At 34.9% G+C, this 21,264-nt stretch carries 19 protein-coding genes; 7 read left to right on the top strand and 12 right to left on the bottom strand.

The annotated features are described in order from the left end of the window. Nucleotides 1-29 precede the first annotated feature (29 nt). A complete protein-coding gene (locus ACXX8U_RS03985) occupies nucleotides 30-431 on the bottom strand; it encodes a response regulator (protein WP_458564708.1) in 402 nt (133 codons plus the stop codon). Next, complete coding sequence (locus tag ACXX8U_RS03990) at nucleotides 421-2,250, bottom strand: sensor histidine kinase (RefSeq protein WP_458564709.1); 1,830 nt, start codon at nucleotides 2,248-2,250, stop codon at nucleotides 421-423. Before ACXX8U_RS03990 ends, ACXX8U_RS03985 begins: the two co-directional genes overlap by 11 nt. Nucleotides 2,251-2,565: 315 nt before the next feature. On the opposite strand from ACXX8U_RS03990, the gene ACXX8U_RS03995 reads away from it, so the two are divergent. Continuing rightward, the gene (locus ACXX8U_RS03995) at nucleotides 2,566-3,630 is read left to right on the top strand and encodes a hypothetical protein (RefSeq protein ID WP_458564710.1); all 1,065 of its coding nucleotides are present in this window, start codon (nucleotides 2,566-2,568) and stop codon (nucleotides 3,628-3,630) included. A gap of 58 nt (nucleotides 3,631-3,688) precedes the next feature. Continuing rightward, a complete protein-coding gene (locus ACXX8U_RS04000) occupies nucleotides 3,689-4,564 on the top strand; it encodes an SdiA-regulated domain-containing protein (protein ID WP_458564711.1) in 876 nt (291 codons plus the stop codon). On the opposite strand, the gene ACXX8U_RS04005 is transcribed toward ACXX8U_RS04000, so the two are convergent. Further along, the gene (locus tag ACXX8U_RS04005) at nucleotides 4,547-8,278 is read right to left on the bottom strand and encodes a metallophosphoesterase (protein WP_458564712.1); all 3,732 of its coding nucleotides are present in this window, start codon (nucleotides 8,276-8,278) and stop codon (nucleotides 4,547-4,549) included. The genes ACXX8U_RS04000 and ACXX8U_RS04005 overlap by 18 nt on opposite strands. A gap of 25 nt (nucleotides 8,279-8,303) precedes the next feature. Between ACXX8U_RS04005 and ACXX8U_RS04010 the strand changes: the two genes are divergently transcribed. Then, complete coding sequence (locus ACXX8U_RS04010) at nucleotides 8,304-9,479, top strand: Pycsar system effector family protein (RefSeq protein WP_458564713.1); 1,176 nt, start codon at nucleotides 8,304-8,306, stop codon at nucleotides 9,477-9,479. Nucleotides 9,480-9,481: 2 nt separating this feature from the next. Here the strand turns inward: ACXX8U_RS04010 and ACXX8U_RS04015 are convergent, their stop codons facing one another. The 7 genes from ACXX8U_RS04015 to ACXX8U_RS04045 form a co-directional block, all read right to left on the bottom strand. Continuing rightward, nucleotides 9,482-11,845 carry a GAF domain-containing protein gene (locus tag ACXX8U_RS04015; RefSeq protein ID WP_458564714.1) on the bottom strand — a complete coding sequence of 788 codons (2,364 nt, stop codon included), beginning with the start codon at nucleotides 11,843-11,845 and terminating at the stop codon, nucleotides 9,482-9,484. A gap of 155 nt (nucleotides 11,846-12,000) precedes the next feature. After that, entirely contained in the window at nucleotides 12,001-13,059 is a 1,059-nt protein-coding gene (locus ACXX8U_RS04020) for a nucleoid-associated protein (protein WP_166135052.1), read from the bottom strand. A 48-nt stretch (nucleotides 13,060-13,107) separates the two neighbouring features. Then, complete coding sequence (locus ACXX8U_RS04025; RefSeq protein WP_458564715.1) at nucleotides 13,108-13,467, bottom strand: four helix bundle protein; 360 nt, start codon at nucleotides 13,465-13,467, stop codon at nucleotides 13,108-13,110. 85 nt (nucleotides 13,468-13,552) lie between these two features. After that, the gene (locus ACXX8U_RS04030) at nucleotides 13,553-14,092 is read right to left on the bottom strand and encodes an IS1096 element passenger TnpR family protein (protein ID WP_458564716.1); all 540 of its coding nucleotides are present in this window, start codon (nucleotides 14,090-14,092) and stop codon (nucleotides 13,553-13,555) included. 131 nt (nucleotides 14,093-14,223) lie between these two features. Next, nucleotides 14,224-14,613, bottom strand: a complete 390-nt coding sequence (gene gloA2, locus ACXX8U_RS04035; RefSeq protein WP_458564717.1) for an SMU1112c/YaeR family gloxylase I-like metalloprotein — start codon at nucleotides 14,611-14,613, stop codon at nucleotides 14,224-14,226. Between the two features lie 47 nt (nucleotides 14,614-14,660). Then, nucleotides 14,661-15,056, bottom strand: a complete 396-nt coding sequence (locus ACXX8U_RS04040; RefSeq protein WP_166135064.1) for a hypothetical protein — start codon at nucleotides 15,054-15,056, stop codon at nucleotides 14,661-14,663. A gap of 72 nt (nucleotides 15,057-15,128) precedes the next feature. Continuing rightward, on the bottom strand, nucleotides 15,129-15,686 hold the full coding sequence (locus ACXX8U_RS04045) for a sugar O-acetyltransferase (RefSeq protein ID WP_458566382.1): 558 nt from the start codon (nucleotides 15,684-15,686) through the stop codon (nucleotides 15,129-15,131). Between the two features lie 279 nt (nucleotides 15,687-15,965). On the opposite strand from ACXX8U_RS04045, the gene ACXX8U_RS04050 reads away from it, so the two are divergent. Next, nucleotides 15,966-18,125: a TonB-dependent receptor gene (locus ACXX8U_RS04050; RefSeq protein WP_458564718.1), complete on the top strand. Its 2,160-nt coding sequence runs from the start codon at nucleotides 15,966-15,968 to the stop codon at nucleotides 18,123-18,125. 76 nt (nucleotides 18,126-18,201) lie between these two features. Here ACXX8U_RS04050 and ACXX8U_RS04055 read toward each other — a convergent pair whose 3' ends face one another. Both ACXX8U_RS04055 and ACXX8U_RS04060 read right to left on the bottom strand, forming a co-directional pair. Beyond that, a complete protein-coding gene (locus ACXX8U_RS04055) occupies nucleotides 18,202-18,495 on the bottom strand; it encodes a type II toxin-antitoxin system RelE/ParE family toxin (RefSeq protein ID WP_458564719.1) in 294 nt (97 codons plus the stop codon). Further along, nucleotides 18,488-18,730, bottom strand: coding sequence for a hypothetical protein (locus tag ACXX8U_RS04060; protein ID WP_458564720.1), 243 nt, complete (start codon nucleotides 18,728-18,730; stop codon nucleotides 18,488-18,490). The genes ACXX8U_RS04055 and ACXX8U_RS04060 overlap by 8 nt, the downstream gene beginning before the upstream one ends. A gap of 223 nt (nucleotides 18,731-18,953) precedes the next feature. Here ACXX8U_RS04060 and ACXX8U_RS04065 point away from each other — a divergent pair, with 223 nt between their 5' ends. The 3 genes from ACXX8U_RS04065 to ACXX8U_RS04075 are packed head-to-tail and all read left to right on the top strand — an operon-like array spanning nucleotide 18,954 to nucleotide 21,263. Beyond that, nucleotides 18,954-19,574: a hypothetical protein gene (locus ACXX8U_RS04065; protein ID WP_458566383.1), complete on the top strand. Its 621-nt coding sequence runs from the start codon at nucleotides 18,954-18,956 to the stop codon at nucleotides 19,572-19,574. A 52-nt stretch (nucleotides 19,575-19,626) separates the two neighbouring features. Then, complete coding sequence (locus ACXX8U_RS04070; protein ID WP_458564721.1) at nucleotides 19,627-20,958, top strand: 2TM domain-containing protein; 1,332 nt, start codon at nucleotides 19,627-19,629, stop codon at nucleotides 20,956-20,958. Beyond that, complete coding sequence (locus ACXX8U_RS04075; RefSeq protein WP_458564722.1) at nucleotides 20,949-21,263, top strand: 2TM domain-containing protein; 315 nt, start codon at nucleotides 20,949-20,951, stop codon at nucleotides 21,261-21,263. The genes ACXX8U_RS04070 and ACXX8U_RS04075 overlap by 10 nt, the downstream gene beginning before the upstream one ends. The last annotated feature ends 1 nt before the right edge of the window (nucleotide 21,264 follow it).

Below are 21,264 nucleotides of genomic sequence, written 5' to 3' on the forward strand. Positions count from 1 at the left end.
AGTGCCTATTTTGTTACTAAATTGTTGCTTTAATTTGTTCCTTCGATAATTTCCTGCATGTATTGCAGTTTTTGAATAGTGATGGGTTTGTCAATATAGTATTTTACTACGGCATATTTTTTTGCCTTTTCAATATCTACGGGGTCGATAGATGAGGTCATGATAAAAACATGAATGTCCTTCAGAAATGGCAGCAGCATAAATTCATCTAAAAATTGCCAGCCATCCATCATCGGCATGTTCAAATCTAGCAAAATGGCATCAGGTAGCTCCGCTTGATTACGCACATTTTCGCGCAGTACATCGATAGCGCTTTGCGCATTTGGAAACGATTCTATTTTTTCGCAAAAATTATTTTTGGTAATTAAAATAGTCATCAATCGAGCCGTTAACTTGTCATCGTCAATGATATAGGTCAATTTATTTTTCATTGAAATAAATTTTAAAATTAGACCCTTCTCCTTCGATACTTTCAACTTCAATTTTGCCATTCATAGCTTCTAATTGATTCTTGGTAATAAACAATCCAATACCCTTGGCATCTTCATTACCATGAAAGGTTTTGTACATACCAAAAATTTTATGACCGTTTTTATTGAGGTTTAGTCCAAGCCCATTATCTCTAAAATGAAGTACGGTATACGAATCTACTTTTTCGAATTCAATGTGCAAGGTAGCTGTATGCTTAGCTGATTTGTATTTTATAGCGTTAGTAAACAAATTTAACAGAATACTGTCTAAATAGGCGGGGATCGCTGGTACGGTTAAATCCTCCGGAATAGAGTCAGTAATAATGATTTTACTTTCGCGAATTGCGAGACGCAATGCCATTTTAGTTTTCTCTATTTGTTCTTTCAGTAAGATGTTTTTCTTTTCGATATTAGTTTTTTGTTGAATGGTAATAATTTCATTCAAATAATCAATCGATTCAGATAGTTTTTGGGTACCTTCCTTGAACAAATCAAAGTAGGATAATTTTTCGTTAATATCATCCGTATTTTCAATTACATCAACTACCATCGCTAAATTACTGGTGTGTGAACGAATGTTATGTGAAACAATATGTGTGAAGTTGAAAAGTTTATTGTTTTGATTGCTCGTAACTTCTAGTAATTTTTTTAATTCTAGTTGCTTCTCGATTCTTGAAGTTACATTGCGACCTACGCCAATAAAATTCACAAAATTATTTTGCGCATCAAAGGCGGTGGTGATATTAAGTTCGTACCAGTACTTTTCGCCTTGCTTGTTATAATTCAAGATCGTAATTTTTATACTTTCTTTGTTTTTTACTGCTAGTCGTAATAATTCACTGGTTTTAGGATCGGTCTCGGGTCCAATAGATAGGTATCCTGGTTTATGCCCGATTACTTCTTCCATAGTCAGTCCAGTTAAATCTAAATAGGCTTGATTGGCCCAAACTGCATTACCTTTTTCATTTGCAATAACGATAGTATCAGTCGTTTCAGAAGCTGCAAGCGATAGTAAATTGAGTTCTTTTTCAGATTTTTTCCGCTCGCTGATATCTCTAATGTAACATACTAAATAAGTGATATTGTCTACCATAAACTTTTTACCCGAAGCAATTTCTACAGGTATAAGTTCACCACATTTGGCTTTTAAAACGGTTTCGTTTACGGTGTACTCATTCCGTTCTAAGTTGTATTTTAAAAATAATCGCGCCTCTTTTCGTGCTTCTTCTGGAAAAAGTTGTGAGTTATGTAGTCCTTTTAATTCAGATAATTGATAACCTGTAAGTTCTTTAGATCTTGGGTTGCAATCGGTTATAAAACCGCTTGAAGTATTAATGATAAAAATGGCATCATTGGCACTAGAGAAAATGGATGAAAATTTTTCTACGTTCAGCTGCAGCTCATTAATAAGGTTTTGTTCATTGGTGATATCCTGAAAAGTACCAAGCAAATTGGTTGCTTTTCCATCCTTAAATTCAACTTGGCAAATACATTCTATGTAACGAATATTGTTTTTTGCCGTTGTAATTTGAAATTTGTCATTAAACGATTGCCCTTCCTCGACCGCCCGCCGCATATAATGGGAAATGCGTTCTCTATTATCACCTTCGGAGTAAAACTTAATACCACTTCCTTTAACAGGAATAAAATCATCAGGAAGTTCAAGAATTCTTTTGGTCACAGCATCCCAAAAAATTTCATTGGTGTCCAAATTCATTTTCCAGATGCCAATCTTAGCTGATTGTGCAGCCTTGAAATAGAGTTCAAGCTTATCCGTCATTAGTTATGTGGTATATAAATTTAATTAATTTTTGGCGTCCAAATATAAAATTTAAATTCAGGGAACCTCTTTTTTTAACATAAAAAATTAAGATTTATGATTAATAATTTAAAAATTTTACCTAATTGATTTCTTATCAATGGTTTAGGTTTTTATTTCTGAATATTGAGATAAATAGGAAACGAAAAAGTATTTTTTAACTACTTTTCTTATATCATCTGTGATTTAGTAGCTTTCGAAAAATTCTATTTTTCTAGGGAGGTATCAACTGCGAATCTTCAGTTTTATTGTAAATTTGTTATAAATCCATCCGATATGAATGAGCCAATAATGATCTTTAAAAAACCTTCGTATCCTGTAAATCCGGCGCTCTTAGAATACCTTGAACGCTTTGATCGTTTGTCTGAAGTGTCTGTTTTTTATGATGACTTGCTGCGTTTTTCTGGCTCGGTTACTGTTTACGATCGATTGGATCAGGATACTTTATGGATTAGGGTTTACTACAGTGAATTTGAGCGTAATGAAATTGATTTAAATTTAAAAAAAATATATTCTTTATTACACTCTGATGGAAATTTGAGCATCATCAAGTTTTTAAATATTGATTCTATAGATTATTGTACGTTTGGGAATTCAAAACCATTCCGAATAAAGGTTCGAAATATTCTAAACGACAATTACACGCATTTTTATGTCAAAAAAGCTGATGCATCACGTATTTATGGTTTAGAGCTAGAGCACATTTTATCGCCTGACAAAATCAATTTTTTGGTTTATAAAGATACGCTTATCGAAGAGCATATTATGGGAATTCCTGGAGATGTTTTTATCAAAACCCTTTTGCAAGAGCGTTCTGAAACTGAAAAAGCACAAATTGCTAAAGAGTTTGTAAAATTCAATGAACGCTGTATGATTCGTTTGCTGGGTGACATGCGCTCCTATAATTATGTGATTGTTCCAATACACGATTTTGACCATGTGGTGTATAAAATTCGAGCAATTGATTTTGATCAACAGTGTTACGAAGGCAATTTTAAAGTATATCGTCCGCAATTTTTCAAGGAAAATTATCCGATGGTAAAATTGGTGAAAGACAAATTGCAAGAAAGTTCGATTGAGCAATACAAAGATGAAGAACGTGCCGTTTTGGCCAAACGAATTCTGTCGGCCGAAAATCGTATTAATCGTTTGCTCGAAATTATGGGCGAAGACGAATTAGCACCTGAGGCTCATTTGCAACAGCTCAAAATGGAATTGTATCGCTACACCAATGACATGAATTTTAAAAAAGCAAAATCAATGGGAACTGTTATGTCAGCTGCTTTTGAGTTCATTATTCGGAATTTCAAAAATGCTAATTTGTTTAAAAATAAAATGTAACGGATTTCCGTTTCTTAAATATAACAACCAAAATAAAGGTTAGATAAAAAAATCGAGTATGAAAAAACATTGGATACCAATTATAGCACTTCTTGCTGGAGCCTGTCAACAAGATTCAACTGTATTGCAAGAACAATACGAGCTTCCAAAAAAGTTAAAGGAAGTTTCAGGAATCACTTTTGATACCAAAGCTGAAATGCTATGGGCGCTTGCAGACAGTGGAAACCCAAATAAGATTTATGGTTTAGATAAAAACGGGTCGATTGCCAAGACCTGCGAAATTACAAATGCAACTAATACCGATTGGGAAGATATTACTCAAGATAAAGAGGGCAATATTTACATTGGTGATTTTGGAAATAACGATAATGAACGCAAGGATTTGGTGATTTATAAAGTAGATCATTCGTCTTTAACGGATGGCGAAGTAAATGCAGCCTACGAAATAGCTTTTTATTATCCGGAGCAAAAGGAATTCCCACCTTCTAAGAAAGAACTTTTGTACGATGTAGAGGGTTTTTTTGAGCACCAAGGGTATTTTTATCTGTTTACCAAAAACCGTAGTAAAAATTTTGATGGCACAGCTCTCTTGTATCAAGTGCCTAACCAAGCCGGAACTCATGCGGCCGTATTGTTAGGTTCCTTAAAAACTTGCGACAATTACAATCATTGCGCGATAACAAGTGCCACAATAAGTCCTGACGGAACAAAAGTTGCTTTACTCACGCACGATAAACTAATTCTTTTGGAGGGTTATTCCAATGGAAATTTTTTAAACGGAACACAATCTAATTTAGAGCTAGGTCATTTTTCGCAAAAAGAGTCGGCCGTATTCATTGATGCTGACACGATTCTCATTGCTGATGAAAAAGCGGGAAGCGATGGCGGAAAACTCTATAAAACTAGTTTAAAGAACCTAAAATCCAAATCCTAAACCAAAAGCGATGCGCGCTGGCTCGCCGTTGCTTTTAAAGTAGGTGAGTCTGGCCGTGAGCGCATTGAGTCCGTTCAGCCATACACCACCTCCAATTGATTGATGCCATTTGCCTGATTCTTCTCCCTTCAGCCAAACGCGGCCGTAATCGTAGCCAGCCAAAACTCCAAAACTCATCGGGATGATACTGCGTTTAATTTTTCCGATGTTAAAACGTAAATCACTGCTTTGATAAAATGATTGGTTTCCTAAAAATCGTTCGTTTCTAAAACCACGCAAATCGTAATCTCCGCCCAAAGTAGCAGCTTGATAAAACTCAAAGTTAGAGTTTAACACGTGTTTGGCTTTTACAATCGTAGCTAGTACAACCTTTCCTTTGGCATCAATTTTATGATTAAAATTCAGTTTGCTTTCAATCGTAGGGAAATTACGCTTGCTATCTTCAAGATTTGTTTTCCAGCTTCCGCTAATGCTAAATCCCATTCCCATTGAAGGAAATGCAGGTTCATCATAGTTTTCAAAACTATATTTAACCATTGCTCCTGCAAAATGCTGATTGGTAAAAACCTCTGGTCGCACTTGAGTTGAATTCTCAATAAAACGGTTTGGAGTTTCTTCAACATTAATGCGTTCATAAACGGTTTGCAATTGAAATGTACCACCAAACAAGCCAATTTTTTTAAGTGATGGCATGACCTTTAAGATTCTAATTTTTACCCTATTGAAATCACGCCCAAAATCTTTCTCATTATTCGTTGTCTCGTTTCCATAACCAAAATAGTTGATAGAGAAGTTTGGACTTGTAAATCGTCCTTCAATATCGGCGTCCCATTTACCAAAAAGCTTTGGGAATTTACCGTTATAAATGGCTTCATAACCACTTGTAGCAAAGTAATAGTTGGTTTTTAAAGTATGTTTTTGGGTGTACGGATTTTGTTTGTAATCGTTCACGATGTAACCTGTTACAATTCCTAGTTTAATACCGTCATCAGGATTAAAACCAATATTGGGCAAGCCTGTAAAATAATTATAATTTGGTTTTTTGTAGTTGTATAAATTGCTTTCATAATTATCAGTTATGCGCATTCTTGTTGCGGCATCAACTTGGTAATTGTTGTTTTTGCTTTTAAAATCGTGAATTTTAACTTTTTTGCCTTTTTCTACTTGATATGTATCCTCGTTTTGGCCGCCAATCAAACGTATTTTTATGCTAGACGATGCTGTACCTGTAACTTGAAATTCGTCATCATCATCAAGACCATAAATCCATATTTTTTTGGTAGTAATGTCTGAAAATTGCTTGCTGTATTGCAGTTCATCACCTGACTTTTTCTTTCTAAAAACAGCGACTTCAACTTGATTTTTATTGTTTTTTCGAATTTCAAATCGATCTTTTTTATCCGTACCAACCAATAAAACAGTATGTTGTAACACTTTGTAATAAGTTTCAGCTGCAAGCAACAATTGTTTTTTACGTTTTCTTAGTTTTGCTTTAATAGATTCAATGGTACCGTCCTGAACTTCTTTTGGTAAAGAATTAAAGGCCTTGTCAATTGCTTTATCTGTCAATTCGTTCTGAATGAAAGTGGCTTCTTGCATCCAATTTACCAAAGTACTAGTTTTTAAAAAAGCCAAATCAAGCGGGTAGGCCTCGCGGCTCATAATTTTTACTTTTTTTAAATGGTCTTTAAACGTTTGCATGTGTCGCAACTGCACGTTATTCATCAATACAAATACCAAAGTGCCATCGTATTTGCTAAAAGCTTGATCGCGATCCCTAGGAATAGGTTTGTAAATTATTTTTTCACCCACACGGTATTCGCCCCAGCGCCATTGGTCTTCGTGACGGTCCCAATCACCAATTAAAATATCAAACAAGCGCGCTCTGATATAGGCATTTTCATCAACGGCATATTTTTCGTCTTTTCGTAAGTTCTTTAAAACATCATCAGTACCTACAATTGCGGTAGGAGAACCAAAATTTTTTACGCCAAGTTGGCTGTCCGTTGGGCGTTCTTCAATGAGGTACAGTTCGTCACCATATTGTTCATTAAAATTTCCTAATGCCGCGTGCTTCGGGACATAAAATAATTTTGGATTGGTATGCGCTACTCCAATTGTTTCAGCCAAGTTTCCAACAGCAAACGGAGTATAAGGATGTGCAGTGGTGTAAAAGTCAGCGAGTAAACTTTCGGCATAGGTGTTTTCAAATTCATCTTGAATGAATTGTTTTTTAAAAGCAACAGCTTGCAGGAAGCGTGTTGTACTTTTTTTCATGCCACGCATTACGTACTCGCGATCGTTGCTGTCAAGTAAGCGCAAAGAGTTAGATTGGTGTCCGCCGCCAGCTCGATTGGGTGTGAGTCCGCCCAAAAGTGTATCTAAGGTTGCTGTAGGTACAGTAATGGGTTGGCTATAATACGTTCTGTAATGTTTACCAAAGAAAAAACGATATGCACCTGACTTTTTTGTTTGTGAGGCGCTATATATTTGAGTGGTTGTTTGCTTAGGAAAATTTTCAGCTAAACTTTTAATATCATGATCCTGCTTAGCTGTGCTGATTTGTTTTTCAAAAAGTAATTTTTCTTGATGGTTTTCGATTCCGAAAAAAGCAACTTTCGAAGCTCCGTTTTCAAAAATAGACAACTTGGCAAAACCATTTTTTCCGTATGAAAAATCGTTTGGAAAAACAGCCTTTGCGGCTTCATGTTTTGAGCCAGCGCCGCTAATTATTTGTTTGATGTTGTCTTTTTCTAGGTATTGTAAATTGTGGTCGTGACCGGAAACAACAATAACATTAGCGTGACTTTGTAGCAAGGTTTTTACTCTTTTTGTAAAAAGATCGTACGGTTTGTTTTGTAAATCTTGCGGACTTATTCCAGATGTTTTTCGGATTAAATTAATTAATGAGCCGATTATTGGTAACGGAATTTTCTTTTCGAGTGGAAACAACTGTTTTTGCAATGAAAATTGTCCGCCATGTGATCCGTTGCTCATTAGTGGATGGTGTACCGCAAGAACGACTGTTTTGTCTTGATTTTTCACCAAAATGCTTTCCAGTTCCGTAAAAAAATCTTCGCGTGTTTTGATGCTGCATTCATCGTTTATGGTAGGATGCTTATCCCAATTTTCTAAAAACCATTGGCTGTCAATAGTAACTAAAGTCAGGTTGTCGTTCAGTTCTAAGTCTTCAATAGCACAATTTTTACTTGGTAAAAAAGATTTTTTATTATTCAAGAAATTGGTAACAAATTGAGCTTGACGTTCTAATCCTTTTAAACCGCTGTACCAATCGTGATTACCAGGAATAAAGATGGTTGATCCCTTAAAGTTTTTAGACAAATCGAGTTGTTTGGTCAGTTTGTCCTCGGCAATCAATCCTTCATTGGTAAATTCATGATCGGGCAAGCCTTTCGGGTAAATGTTATCGCCCAAAAATAGCAAAGTACTTTTTTTAGGTGCTTTTGAAAGTTGTTTTTGAAGTAATTGTAGCGTTTCTTGCGCTCGTTTTTCGTTGGCATTTCCTGCATCGCCAATTAAAAAAAAGGTATGGGCAATTTTTGAACTATCAACTACGTTTTGAGTTGGGTTTTTGCTGTTTTTGCCATATTGCGCATGATAAGTAGCACACGATTGCATAATGAGTATCAGCACAATTAAAAAAAGAACTCGTTTAATCAAAGCTTTAAAACGGCTATCTGAAAATAATTTCATAATTTAGTTGAGTAAAAATACATCCATGAATTTAATAGAACAAGCCAAAGAATTCGTAGAAAAACAGTTCAAAGATAAACTTTCTAGTTCATATACCTATCATAATATCAGTCATACAAAAGATGTTGTGGCCGCTGTTGAAATTATTGCTGCACATGAAGGTGTAACGGAGAATGAGCTTGAAATGTTGCTTCTTGCTGCTTGGTTTCATGATATAGGTTATATCAATGGCTGTCAAAAACACGAAGAGAGTAGTGTAGTGTTTTTAAAGGAGTTTTTAGCCACACAACCCAATGCCACTGCTTATCAAGAACAAGTTGCACAACTCATAATGACGACGGTTTACAGCTATGAGCCTCAAAATAAATTAGAAAAAATTATCAAGGATGCCGATTATTACCATCTATCAAAACGAGAATATGTAGATTCTTGTGGAGCATTGCGCGCGGAATGGCATAATTTGGATCAAAAAACATTTTCGGATGCAGAGTGGTGGCAGGAAAATTTAAACTTTCTTACCAACATACACCAATATTACACCACATTTGCCATTACCAATTGGCAACCTTTAAAAGATAAAAACAAGAAAAGATTGCAAAAGAAAATTGATAAATTGAGAATAAATTCAAAAAAGGAAGTATTGGTTGCTGAAAACCGTAAAAAAGAGGAAAAGCCCGATCGTGCCGTTGATACTTTGTTTAGAGTCACGCTCAACAATCATACGACATTGAGCGGGATTGCAGATAGTAAAGCCAATATTTTATTATCTGTAAATGCTATTATTATTTCTATTGCGTTATCCATTTTAATTCCCAAATTAGATAGTCCAAAAAATGTGCATTTGATGATTCCGACATTCATCATGTTGATGTCAAGTGTGACCACAATCATTTTTGCTATTTTATCGACACGCCCAAAGGTGACGAAAGGCGTTTTTTCGCGCCAAGATATTGAGAATCAAAAAGTCAATTTACTTTTCTTTGGAAATTTTTATAAAATGCCACTCGAAGAGTACCAATGGGCAATGAATGAGATGATGAAAGACAAAGATTATTTATACAATTCAATGATAAAAGATTTGTATTATTTGGGTGTGGTGCTCGAAAAAAAATACCGCCTTTTGCGTTTAACTTACAATTTTTTTATGATCGGAATTATTGTCTCCGTAATTGCGTTTGTCATTGCCTTTAAAATGGCATAACATTATTGAATTTCATCAAGTAAATCTTGGTATGAATACAATTTTTCTAACGGAGATGATATGTTGTTGCATACTTTGACTCGAATGGCGCGCAAGCCCGAAACACCTTGTAAATCCTCTACTTCAAACTGTTCAATTGTAGGTTCGAGTATTTTTTTGAATTGCAAAAATTTGATGTAGTTGAGGTATTCTTGTTCCTCGTTATTGTGCGAATACACAATCGTAATTTTTTCTTGTCCTGTAATGCGCTCTTCTTTGTTTTTGATGTGTGCTTTGTCAATTCGTTTTTTGACAACTTCATAGCGAGCGTTGTAGGTGCCGTCAACATCAAAACGCTTTTCGTCCATTCGAAAACGAATAGAAATAGGAGAGCTAAAAACTAGTATCAAAGCAGTTACATCCAGTTCATAAGGTAATGAAAACTTAAGTTGGTTGTGCTCCATAACCATTTCGCACAAGGTTTGTAATTGCCATAGTCTCAAATTATGCAGATACAAATTTTCGAAATTTTTGGTTGGTGCAATAGAGGCGCCAATGTATAAATTGTGTTCTACTCCATCCGTTTTAAAACGCTCGTAGTAGTGTGGAAAAATTTTCTGCGCTTCTGCTTGTTTAGCATCTAATAATGAAGCTAGTTTTTTATTAACGATGGAAAGCGCATTGTCAAACTTTTTTCGGGAGTGATAAAATAGCCCAGATTTTTCGTCCAAACTCTCAAAATAACGATTGACCTCGATTTGCGTAGTCTCGTTAAAATCTGTAGTTTTTAAAATCGGATGAATCTCATTTTCAATATAATGCTGAATTTGCTGCTCTGTATCTGCTTTAAAGGGCTGATCAAGTTCGGTAATTAGCGTTTGAAGTTCAAATTTTCGTTGTTCTACAAGTACCAAATTAGTACTCGAATTATCGTTGCTAAACAAGTTTAGGAGCGATTGTATTTGGTTTTTCAAATCATCAGTAACGGTCTTATTGCGATGTTCTGATGAGCCTTTAATATCAATTTGGCCGTACAGCGGATACACTTCTTTGAAAACAATTTCTTTAAAAATGTAATCTCGTGTTTGTAATTGTACGTACTTGAGCGCTTCTTTTCTGAATTTCCAATACACACTTTGATGAATTGCGGTGTATTCACGTTGAATAACCGCTTCAATTTGGTTTTGCATATCAATATTGTATCGTTCTACGGTATCAATTAAATACGGTAAAATCAAATCTAGTTTACTAGCATTGATGCTATTTAATGCTCGTGCATTTGCTGAAACGAGTTCCAGTACACCAAGTAATAAGCCGTTTTTAAGAATAGGTGCAAAAACACAACTCTGAATGTTTTGGGTTAATAAGTGTTGTCCCAATTGTTCATTACCTGCTATTCGACTAAAATTGGACACACTAGAAATAGATACAATTTGATTATTGGATAACAAATTCTCGAACGAACAGCCCAAAAAGCCATCTTGACAAGCTATTTCCTGCTGTTCATTTAGTATAAAACTATGCAAGCTACTGTCGTTAATGGTGGGCTTTATAAATTGATCTTCTTCCGCATTGTACATAAGGACTCCCACCCGCAAGTCGGCTATTTTAAATATAGATCTAAAGATTGACTCAGAATTTTCTTGAATTGCAATTTGTTCTTTATCAGGTTTTAAAAGATTACTTTTTAGTTTTGATATCGAACTTTCTGTTGTAGCATCGAATAAAATGGCAATACCAAATCCTTTTAAAATCCAACTTTCTACCGGGAATTTTTCTTTCCACAAAGCAATATTATCAAAATTATCCATCAGTAAATCAATGTCTTCAGGAGTAATTTCAGGAGCTGAATCCGTTGGTAATATTTCTAAAAAGTCAGCATTGTACAAAATTCGGTATTGGTTCATGATTCCTTTTTTATTCGGAATTTCATAAAACAAAGGTTTGTTAAAATCAATATGCTGACCGTAAATTTCGTTTAGAATGAGTGTACAACTCATGACGTAAAATTGATCGGCATCAAAGTCTTTTATGGCAATATCAAACAAAACACCGGCTTCGTCAACGATTTTTTTAAAGCGTTCGGTGTAATTAAATGTAAAATTTTGAAATGGAATGGCTACTGCTTTAATTTCGTTGTGCGTCAATGCTGTCGGAAACAAATCAGCCAATAAATTTTTAATCAAAGCAGATTTTTCAAAAATCACATCAAAATCTTCAATACCCGTTCTAAACTCTGGAAAAGGTGCAATTTCTTGTAAAAGAGCTTGAGCGTATTTGGCTCTATAATCCACATCGCTATTGGCAATTTCTTCTAAATTTTCAATGAGTTTGTGAAAAGAAATTAAGGTTTTGAACGGACTTTCTTTAAAGAAAAATTGCGCCATTTTTTGTGTTTTTTTGAAGGGTAAATTTACAAAGAAACCACAGTTTTTCGTTGCTAATTAATCATTTTATTTTTCCAAAAAAAATCTCCAAATACACTTGGCATTTGGAGATATAATGGTAATTCGAGTAAAGATTCTTTTCTTGCAGGTAAATATTAGTTTTTTTCTTCTTTGTTGAAGTAAACCAGGTAATAGTACATTTGTTTTTCTTCGTCCCAACCTTTTTCAACAAATTTTTCAGCACTTTCAGGATTGATAAAATCCATTTTAATTTGAATGTGCGTATCTAAATTGATGACATTTTTTATTGATTTTCTGGCATCAGATACTGCTGCATTGGCAATAGGGAAGGAGGTAACATCCTCAATACTGTATTTCTCGCCTTTATCGGTTTTATAGTTTTTAAACTCCGGAATCAAATCTGGATTATCTAAAACTTCATTTAAAAAGTTAGTTTCTTCAAACTGATCGTTTTTGGCAAAATAATTCACAGATCGGTTCATGAACATCACTTCTTCTTTTTTGTCTTCGGCCGGGAAAACAACATCTTTTGCAAAGTTTTGACAGAATTTCAAATACTTTTTAGTGATGAAATTTTCATCTTCAAAAGCATCTACTGATAAAAAGTGCTCCAACCAGTAGCGTGCGTCATAACGGTTGCTATCTACGGTCAAAATTTTATATCCTTCTTCTTTTTTGTAGTTAAAAATCAAACAGCCTTTGTCAAGCTTGTTCAAACTTACACCTTGTTGCAAAATCATTTCTAACTGAGAGGCCTTTTCTTCAAATTGTAAAAAGTCAGCTTGAATTTCACTCTTAAAAATACCAATGGCATCAACCACATTGTTGTCAATGCTTAAATTGGTTAAATAAGTTACGTAAACCTCACCGTTTTTGATATGTGGGTGATTGGATTGCTCAAACAAATGCGTAGTGATTTTTTTTGAAACCTCGTGAACGCTATTCGGATTGTCAAAAATCTCGGTGGCATATTTGAACATGTCGTTGTAATCCAAATCGATTTCGTGTGCAAATTGGAAATAATTTTCCTCTTTCTCACGAAACGGTTTAAAGAAAAATTCTTTCATCAAAGGCACAATTTCATCTTGCAACGCATACGGTTGCTCAGATAGAAATATAGCTTCGTTTCTACTCTTGTTACCCACTCTGTGAATGGATAAATTTTCGATATGGGTGTTGAATAAGTTGATCATATTATTTGGTAAGGTGCAAAGCAGCAAAGTGGCAAAGAAACAAAGGTTTTAATTTCGTTCCTTTACTTTTCTAATAAAGGAACACATCATTCTTTCTAGTTCTCTACTTGCTTCGTATATATTGTTAAATTGTAATTCAGTGATGTATTTTAAATTGAATGCTATTTCTATTTGCGTTTGTATTTCAAACAGGGATGCGGTTGCGATATTTAAAAATTTCAAATAATCTTTGTTGCCATCTCTTCCGTATCCTTCATCAATATTACTTGGAATTGATACCGAACACCTTCTAATTTGTGAAGTTAATCCGTAAATTTCTTCTTTTGGAAATGTATTTGTTAACTGATAAATATCCGTAACTAGAATCATCGATTTTTGCCAAATTAGTAAGTCTCGAAATGTACTCATTTGTATTAATTTTAAAATCCTTTGAATCTTTTTTACTTCAAACCTCAGAACCTTTGCCGCTTAGTTCCTCAGTCCCTTTTTAAATTTAATTCCAATTCTCTTCAAAACCGTAGTCTTCAAAACTGTCATCGCCTTCAAACATGTCTAAATCATCTTCATCAAAACCGTCTTCGAATTCATCATTGTAATCGTCGGCATTATCAGCTTCAAAGTTTTTTTCCATCGCTTCATCGGGCATTTCACCGTGAGAAAATAAAGTTTCAGGATAGAAATTTCCAGCCACTTGCTCTTCAACAGCGGCCAATTCTACTAAAAATGTCCACATGTTGATAAAGTCGTACACGTAAATGATTTTCGTATTTTCTTTATCTAAAATGTCTGATAATTTGTAGTCACTCATGGTTTTTTGTTCGCCAGGAACATCGCCGGTATCAAACATCGGAATTTCTTCTTCTTGATTCCACGTTTCATCACATGTGTAAAAAGAAGCTACTTCCATTCCATCAAAACCAAAAGAATTGAAAATAGCATTATGTAAATCCTCTAAAGTATCGTCTTCAAGTATTGCAATGTCTCTAAAAATATCTTCCTCGGCGTCTAGAATGACTCTAAATTTATAAACCATAATCGTTGTTTTTATTGAAAGGTCAAAGGTAAAATTTAATTTCAGATTTAAATTTTACTTTCTCGATTTGTTGATAAGATTTTTGTGCATTGCCATCGTCCTGATTTCAAAGCAAGCCAAATTTTTAGACTTTATTTTTCATAAAACTCTATCGGTAAACCATCAGGATCACTGATAAAGAAAAAGGATTTATTGGTGTATTCATCTACGCGAATTTCTTCCGCACTTACGCCTTCAAGCAGGCACAAATGGCTAGTAGCTGCAATGTCATTTACCTCAAATGCCAAATGACGCAAACCCGCCGCTTCTGGACGAGACAGCCTTTGGGGCGGATTTGCGAATGAAAACAACTCAAGCACATAATCGCCATTCAGCGCTAAGTCTAGTTTGTACGATTGGCGATCTTCGCGATACACTTCTTGAAGAATTTGCAAGCCGAGAAACTCAGTATAAAATTGTTTAGATTTTTGATAATCACTGCAAATTACAGCGATATGGTGAATTTTTGAAAGTGAAAGCATAAGAAGTAAGCAAAAAAAAGCCCAATCACTCGATTGGGCTTGGTGTTTTATTTTTTAGAGTCGGAGCACAAACCTACAATTTCATGAAAGGTATCGTGCAATGTAGTAATCGATTTTACAATAGCAGCATCATCGCCTTTAGCTACAACTAATTTGTGTAAGGCTTTGCTTTGCAATTGCAAACGTTCTGCCGAAGCCAAAATAGCATCTGTTCTAAACTCAGTAGGAATGTCAGACTTTAATAACGAAGCTGCTTTTTGAACCATTTCTTCAGAGCGTGCCTTGATTGGTGCTAAATTACCTTCTTCTGCTGGATGAAAAGTTTCCGACATTACTCCGTGAAATTCTTTAATTGCCGGCCATTTGTCAAAAGTACTTTGTGCCGATACTGAACTGGCAACGACAAATAAAGCAAATACCAATACTAATTTAAGTTGTTTCATTTTCTATGTTTTTGTTGTTAGTAAACCAAAGATAGGATTTTTTTGTAGCCGCCAAAAAAAATTACAAAAACCTTATGCTTTTAAATTCCGAATCACTCTCGCAGGATTTCCTACCGCGAGTGAGTTGTCTTGAATATCTCTCGTAACCACAGATCCTGCGCCAATTACACAACCCGCACCTATCGTTACACCGGGGCAAATCACACTATTACCGCCTATCCAGCAATCATCGCCAATAGTTATAGGTAAAGCGTTTTCGAGCGTTTTGCGCAATTCCGCATCAAGTGGGTGCGTAGCGGTGTATAATTGCACGTTAGGCGCTATAAAAACATTCGATCCTATAGTTACCGTGGCACAATCCAGCACCACACAGTTTACGTTAAAATACACATTGTCGCCACACACGATATTGTACCCGTAATCACAATGAAATGGTGGTTCAATATATAAGTTGGTCCCAACATTGGGAATCAATTCCTGAATAATTTCGCGCGCTTTTTTGGTCATTCTATACTCTGTCACATTCAAGCGGTGCAACAATAACTTGGCTCGTCGGCGGTCTTTTACTAACACCGGATCGCCAGCCGAATAATATTCGCCAGTAATCATTTTTTCTTTCTCCGATTTCAATTCCATTGGGTTTTATTTTTTTGGGCGTGCCCTCCGCAAAAGCTCCGGTCGGGCTATTCGTTACAATCTTTGCTGCCCCTTTTTTGCAACGGGTCAGCAAAGGATTTTCACTACTATCCCTCACGCGACTCGCAGCATACTTATCTTTTGCAACTAGGTAAATATAGCCTAAAATTAAAAATTCTACAACTCAGACGGTATTTTCAACAGTTGAGTAAGGTTCTGTTTTCAAAGCTTTTTTTCTGAGATACTTTTGGTTCATCAAATTATCACAACATTATGAAAACCACACTCACATTTATATTTTTAGTAGTTAGCTCTTTTCTTTTAGCACAAAAAACAATCTCAGGTAAAATAGTTGATGAAAAAGGAAAGCCTGTTGCAGGGGCTAATATTTTTTTAGAAGGAACCTATGACGGCGCCACAAGTTCTGATTCTGGTAGTTTTAGTTTTACAACCACAGCTACGGGAAATCAAACCTTAGTAGTTAGCTTTTTGATTTACGAAACTTCAAGAACTGCAATTGATGTGGCTACTTTTACAGATATAACCATTAAGCTCCGTTCAAGTGTTACAGCGCTTGATGCCGTGGTCATTACTGCAGGAACATTTGAAGCGGGTGATAAATCGAGAGTTTCGGTGTTAAAACCCTTAGATATTGTTACCACAGCAGGATCAGCAGGGAATATTATTGCAGCTTTGCAAACGTTGCCAGGAACACAAACGGTAGGCGAGGACGGAAGATTGTTTGTTCGTGGTGGCGAGGCTAATGAGACACAAACATTTGTAGATGGTATTAGAGTAGCGCAACCTTATGGTGCAACAGCGAACAATTTACCTACTCGCGGCCGATTTTCACCGTTTTTATTTAGCGGAATCGCTTTTTCTACCGGTGGCTATTCTGCAGAATATGGCGAAGCTTTATCCAGTGTATTATTACTCAATACGCAGGATAATCCAGATCAAAACAAAACTGAAATTAGTTTGATGACCGTAGGTTTAGGAATTGGGAATACCCAAAAATGGAAAAAAAGTTCCCTGAGTGTGAATGCTAATTATTTGAATCTGGCTCCTTATCAAGCTGCGATTCCTCAAAACGTAGATTGGAACAGTCCTTTTCAATCCCTGTCTGGTGAAACGGTGTATCGCTATAATTTTAATAATGGTATTTTAAAAGTATACGCTGCATTTGATGCTTCAAAATTTGATATCAATCAAGAAATTATCAATGCTCCAGAGAAGATAAGAGTAGATTTAAACAACAACAATTTCTATTTTAATACGTCTTACAAAGGAGTTTTTGGGAGCAACTGGCAAATCACCTCTGGATTGAGTTATGGCTACAGCAATAATGCCATAAACGTAGATTCAGATAAAGTGGTCAATGAAGAAAATGCAGCACATTTAAAAGTGAAGTTGAAAAAAAGTTTCTCAGATCGATTAAAACTTTCTTTTGGAGCTGATTATTTTGTTACGCAATTCAATGAGGATTTCAGGCAAAATTCAGGTATGGTTTTTAACAGTGGATATGATTCAAACATAGCAGCAGTGTACTCTGAGGCTGATATTTTCTTCTCTAAAAAATGGGCTGCAAAAGTGGGAATACGCGCAGCAAATAACAGTGTTCTAAATGAAAACGCTATTTCGCCAAGAATTTCTTTTGCTTACAAAATGGCTAAAAACAGTCAGTTTTCATTTGCTTATGGTGATTTTACTCAAACTCCTAACGCTGATTATCTCAAGTATACGGCAAATAATCCTTTAGAAAGTGAAAAAGCATCACATTATCTTTTAAATTTTCAGTATGCTAAAAATGGAAAAACTTTTAGAGCCGAAACCTATTACAAAAACTATCGTGATTTAGTGAAATTTGAAACTGATGTAGCTGCTTTCAATTCAAATTATGATAATTCTGGTTCAGGATACGCTACAGGTTTAGACTTGTTTTGGCGCGACAACAATTCAATCAAAAATCTTGAGTATTGGATTTCCTATTCTTACATAGATACCGAAAGAGATTATAGAAATTTCAAGGCTGCAGTCACACCAAGTTTTGTTGCTGATCATAGCTTGTCTATCGTTACAAAATACTTTATTACAAACTGGAAATCGCAAATAGGATTTACGAATTCCTACAGTTCTGGCCGACCGTACAACAATCCGAATGAAACAAAATTTATGAACGGAAAAACGAAAGATTTTAACAATTTAAGCTTTAATTGGGCGTACTTATTGGCTCCACAGAAAATTTTATATTTCTCTGTCTCAAATATTTTAGGATCTCAAAATGTATTTGGGTACGAATACGCTAAAAATCCAAACAACGTTGGAATTTACAACCGTAGAGAAATTACTCCTACAGCAGATCGTTTTTTCTTTGTAGGTTTCTTTTGGACTATCAGTAACGATAAAAAAGACAATCAGTTAAGGAATCTTTAAATTAGTCATAATGTCTTAAAGTAAAAGGTCTAAAGGCCTGATATATGTAAACTCATGTTACTTTATGACTTTTATCTCAAATTAAAGTTGTAGGATGTTGCCTGGTGTCATACAGCCGTAAAATGTCAATAGTAGTGTCTGTTTCTCTGTAGTAAAGAGAATTTTGTTTAGTGACTACACACTTTCTAATTTGGAGTTTTTTATTGATAAACGGGAATTGCGCAGGGTTTTCTTGGATTAAAGTTATGCAATAATCCAAATGGTCAATAAAGTTTAAACAAACTGATTTGTTCCATTTTGCATCAAGATATTCTAATAGGTTAGCAAGGTCTTTGTCAGCAAATGAAGACCACCTGATTGCTTTATTCATATCTTGTTTTGTATTTATCCAAAACAGTTTGATGATTAATACCAGAATTTGAATCCAGTTCTTCTATTGCGTCTTGTAGTCCTTGTTGCTGAGCTAATGACATTACTTCCCATTCATTGCCATTATTCTCCGAATTAATAAAATTTAATAGTAACCCGTACACTTTCTCTAGTTTGGTTTTCTCCAAATTATCGATTTCACGGAATAATTTTAATTTTAATTCAGCAGTGCTCATCTTCAAGTCTTTTTATCAAAATTACAAATAAATATCTATTCAAAACACAACTCATCCATTAAATTCTACAGTTCGGTAGGAATCAATTTTTAAGCTGTAAAAAGCAATCTACTTTTGAAGTGTAATTAAAACAAAGCGTTTCAAACATCATATCAAATAATCTTAAAATCAAAAAATCATGAAAACAACAATGAACCAAAATCCAATTAAAACAACTAAAGTTATGAGTAAAATTATTGTTACCATCGTATTGTTTATCAGTTCTTATGTTTCGGCTCAAGGCCAATTTGAACAAGGTATGGGTAAAGCACTTCAATTGTGGGGTGAAGGAAAAAGTACCGAAGCATCCGCCTTATTTGAAAGAATTGCTGCTGCCGAAAAATCAAGCTGGTTGCCTAATTATTATGTGGCACTGGTAAATACAAATGCTGCTTTTGCCACAAAGGATAAAGAGCAAGTAAGTTTATTGCTTGATAAAGCTCAAAAAGCCCTTGATGCTGAAATGGATAAAAACCCTAATAATGCTGAGTTGCTTGTAGTTCAAGCCATGATTCATACCGCCTGGATTGCATTTGATCCCATGACAAACGGACAAAAATTGGCCGGACCGGTAATGGAATTGTATGGAAAAGCAAAGGCCATTGCTCCTGAAAACCCTAGAGTTGTGTTTTGTGAAGCCGAATTTGAAATAGGCGGAGCGAAATTCTGGGGAACGGATACGAAACCAATGTGTGCGCAAATTGACAAAGCTATTGGACTTTTTGCTACTTTTAAACCTGAAACAGTTTTTTCACCTTCATGGGGATTAGAAAGAGCACAAATGGCTCAAAAAAATTGTAAATAAAATTAAACAATTGACGTTGCTGTGGCTAGCAGGAAACTAAAGAACTTATAAAATGAACATACTTTATAAACAACTCCAAAAAGTAATTAAACTCACCGTGTTGATATTTGTTATTATGCAAATCATAAACGCTGTCATGGGAAGTACTGTAAAACTAAATCAACAATTAGTGACGCAGTTTTTATTTACGGCCTTGTATACATTTTCACTTTATGCAGCAAATGCGGTTTTGTTTATAAAATTAGACTCTTTTTTTACAGATCGATTTTCAATTAAGAGATTAGTGGCAGGTTTTATAGGTTCTTTTTTAGTTTCATTGCTAGTGATTTTCTTAATGCATGTTTTTGAAGTGGTAGTGTATGAAAATCAAACATTTGATTATTTTTTGGCAAACGAAAAACCTTCAAAATATTTGTTTGCTATTATTATTACTTTTTTTGTAACCCTCTCCGTGCACGCTATTTCGTTTTACAAAGCGTACAATGAGAACAAAGTCAAGGAACAAAAAATTATTGCAGGTACAGCCAATGCCAAATTCGAGAGTTTAAAAAACCAAATTGACCCACATTTTTTGTTCAATAGTTTGAATGTTTTGAGTTCACTAATAGAGGAAAATCCTGAAAATGCACAGCGTTTTACAACCTCTTTATCTAAAATTTATCGATATGTTTTAGAGCAAAAAGATAAAGAATTAGTGAGTGTTGCCGAGGAATTGGCTTTTGCCAAAACCTATATGAATCTATTGAAAATGCGATTTGAAAACAGTATTAACTTTCAATTGCCAACAGATTTTGAGAATACAGAGGCTAAAGTAGTGCCATTATCCTTGCAATTATTACTAGAAAACACCATCAAGCATAACGTAGTAAGTGAAAATAAACCCTTGCAAATTACCATATTCATTCAGGATAATTACCTCGTAGTTCAAAATAATTTGCAAAAAAAAGAAGTATTACAAGACCGTCAAGGTGTAGGATTGCAAAATATTGTAAGCCGTTATGCCTTGCTATCAAAAAGAAAAGTTTTAGTAGAACAAACGGAAACACACTTTAAAGTACTGATTCCTATTTTAACCAAACAAATAGCCGCTATGGAAACAAATACAATTAGCAACGAAAATTTAGCTTACACAAGAGCTAAAGAAAGGGTAGAAAAATTAAAAGGATTTTACGGAAATTTAATTTCGTACTGTATTGTAATCCCAATTTTAATCATCGTTAACCTGAGTTCGCCGCATCCTTTTCAGTGGTTTTGGTTCCCGCTTCTGGGTTGGGGAATGGGATTAACGTTTCACGCACTCGAGACCTTTGGCTACGGCAAAAATTGGGAAGAACAAAAAATTCAACAGATTTTAAACAAAAACAAAACAAACAAATGGAACTAAATAAACCAAACAATAACGAATTTGAGGAGTATCAAAAAGCCAAGAAGCAAGTGGAGGAGTTAAAAGGGTTTTATTCGCATCTTGCTTCATTTGTACTTGTAAATGGAATTCTGATATTGATAAATTTTAGATATTCTCCAAACCATATATTTTTCTTTTGGACTTTCGGAAGTTGGGGAATTGGACTTTTATTTCACGCCATTAGAGTTTTCAATTGGCTTCCGTTTTTTGGACAGAACTGGGAAGAGAGAAAAATTCAACAATACATAAAAGAAGAGAAAAACAAAACTAACACCTACGAGTAAT

The organism is Flavobacterium sp. GNP001, assembly GCF_054343775.1.

What these genes read in the sequence shown, in the direction of transcription:
- ACXX8U_RS03985 (WP_458564708.1), bottom strand. Translation starts at nt 431, where the DNA reads ATGAAAAATAAATTGACCTATATCATTGACGATGACAAGTTAACGGCT.
- ACXX8U_RS03990 (WP_458564709.1), bottom strand. Translation starts at nt 2,250, where the DNA reads ATGACGGATAAGCTTGAACTCTATTTCAAGGCTGCACAATCAGCTAAG.
- ACXX8U_RS03995 (WP_458564710.1), top strand. Translation starts at nt 2,566, where the DNA reads ATGAATGAGCCAATAATGATCTTTAAAAAACCTTCGTATCCTGTAAAT.
- ACXX8U_RS04000 (WP_458564711.1), top strand. Translation starts at nt 3,689, where the DNA reads ATGAAAAAACATTGGATACCAATTATAGCACTTCTTGCTGGAGCCTGT.
- ACXX8U_RS04005 (WP_458564712.1), bottom strand. Translation starts at nt 8,278, where the DNA reads ATGAAATTATTTTCAGATAGCCGTTTTAAAGCTTTGATTAAACGAGTT.
- ACXX8U_RS04010 (WP_458564713.1), top strand. Translation starts at nt 8,304, where the DNA reads ATGAATTTAATAGAACAAGCCAAAGAATTCGTAGAAAAACAGTTCAAA.
- ACXX8U_RS04015 (WP_458564714.1), bottom strand. Translation starts at nt 11,845, where the DNA reads ATGGCGCAATTTTTCTTTAAAGAAAGTCCGTTCAAAACCTTAATTTCT.
- ACXX8U_RS04020 (WP_166135052.1), bottom strand. Translation starts at nt 13,059, where the DNA reads ATGATCAACTTATTCAACACCCATATCGAAAATTTATCCATTCACAGA.
- ACXX8U_RS04025 (WP_458564715.1), bottom strand. Translation starts at nt 13,467, where the DNA reads ATGAGTACATTTCGAGACTTACTAATTTGGCAAAAATCGATGATTCTA.
- ACXX8U_RS04030 (WP_458564716.1), bottom strand. Translation starts at nt 14,092, where the DNA reads ATGGTTTATAAATTTAGAGTCATTCTAGACGCCGAGGAAGATATTTTT.
- gloA2 (WP_458564717.1), bottom strand. Translation starts at nt 14,613, where the DNA reads ATGCTTTCACTTTCAAAAATTCACCATATCGCTGTAATTTGCAGTGAT.
- ACXX8U_RS04040 (WP_166135064.1), bottom strand. Translation starts at nt 15,056, where the DNA reads ATGAAACAACTTAAATTAGTATTGGTATTTGCTTTATTTGTCGTTGCC.
- ACXX8U_RS04050 (WP_458564718.1), top strand. Translation starts at nt 15,966, where the DNA reads ATGAAAACCACACTCACATTTATATTTTTAGTAGTTAGCTCTTTTCTT.
- ACXX8U_RS04055 (WP_458564719.1), bottom strand. Translation starts at nt 18,495, where the DNA reads ATGAATAAAGCAATCAGGTGGTCTTCATTTGCTGACAAAGACCTTGCT.
- ACXX8U_RS04060 (WP_458564720.1), bottom strand. Translation starts at nt 18,730, where the DNA reads ATGAGCACTGCTGAATTAAAATTAAAATTATTCCGTGAAATCGATAAT.
- ACXX8U_RS04065 (WP_458566383.1), top strand. Translation starts at nt 18,954, where the DNA reads ATGAGTAAAATTATTGTTACCATCGTATTGTTTATCAGTTCTTATGTT.
- ACXX8U_RS04070 (WP_458564721.1), top strand. Translation starts at nt 19,627, where the DNA reads ATGAACATACTTTATAAACAACTCCAAAAAGTAATTAAACTCACCGTG.
- ACXX8U_RS04075 (WP_458564722.1), top strand. Translation starts at nt 20,949, where the DNA reads ATGGAACTAAATAAACCAAACAATAACGAATTTGAGGAGTATCAAAAA.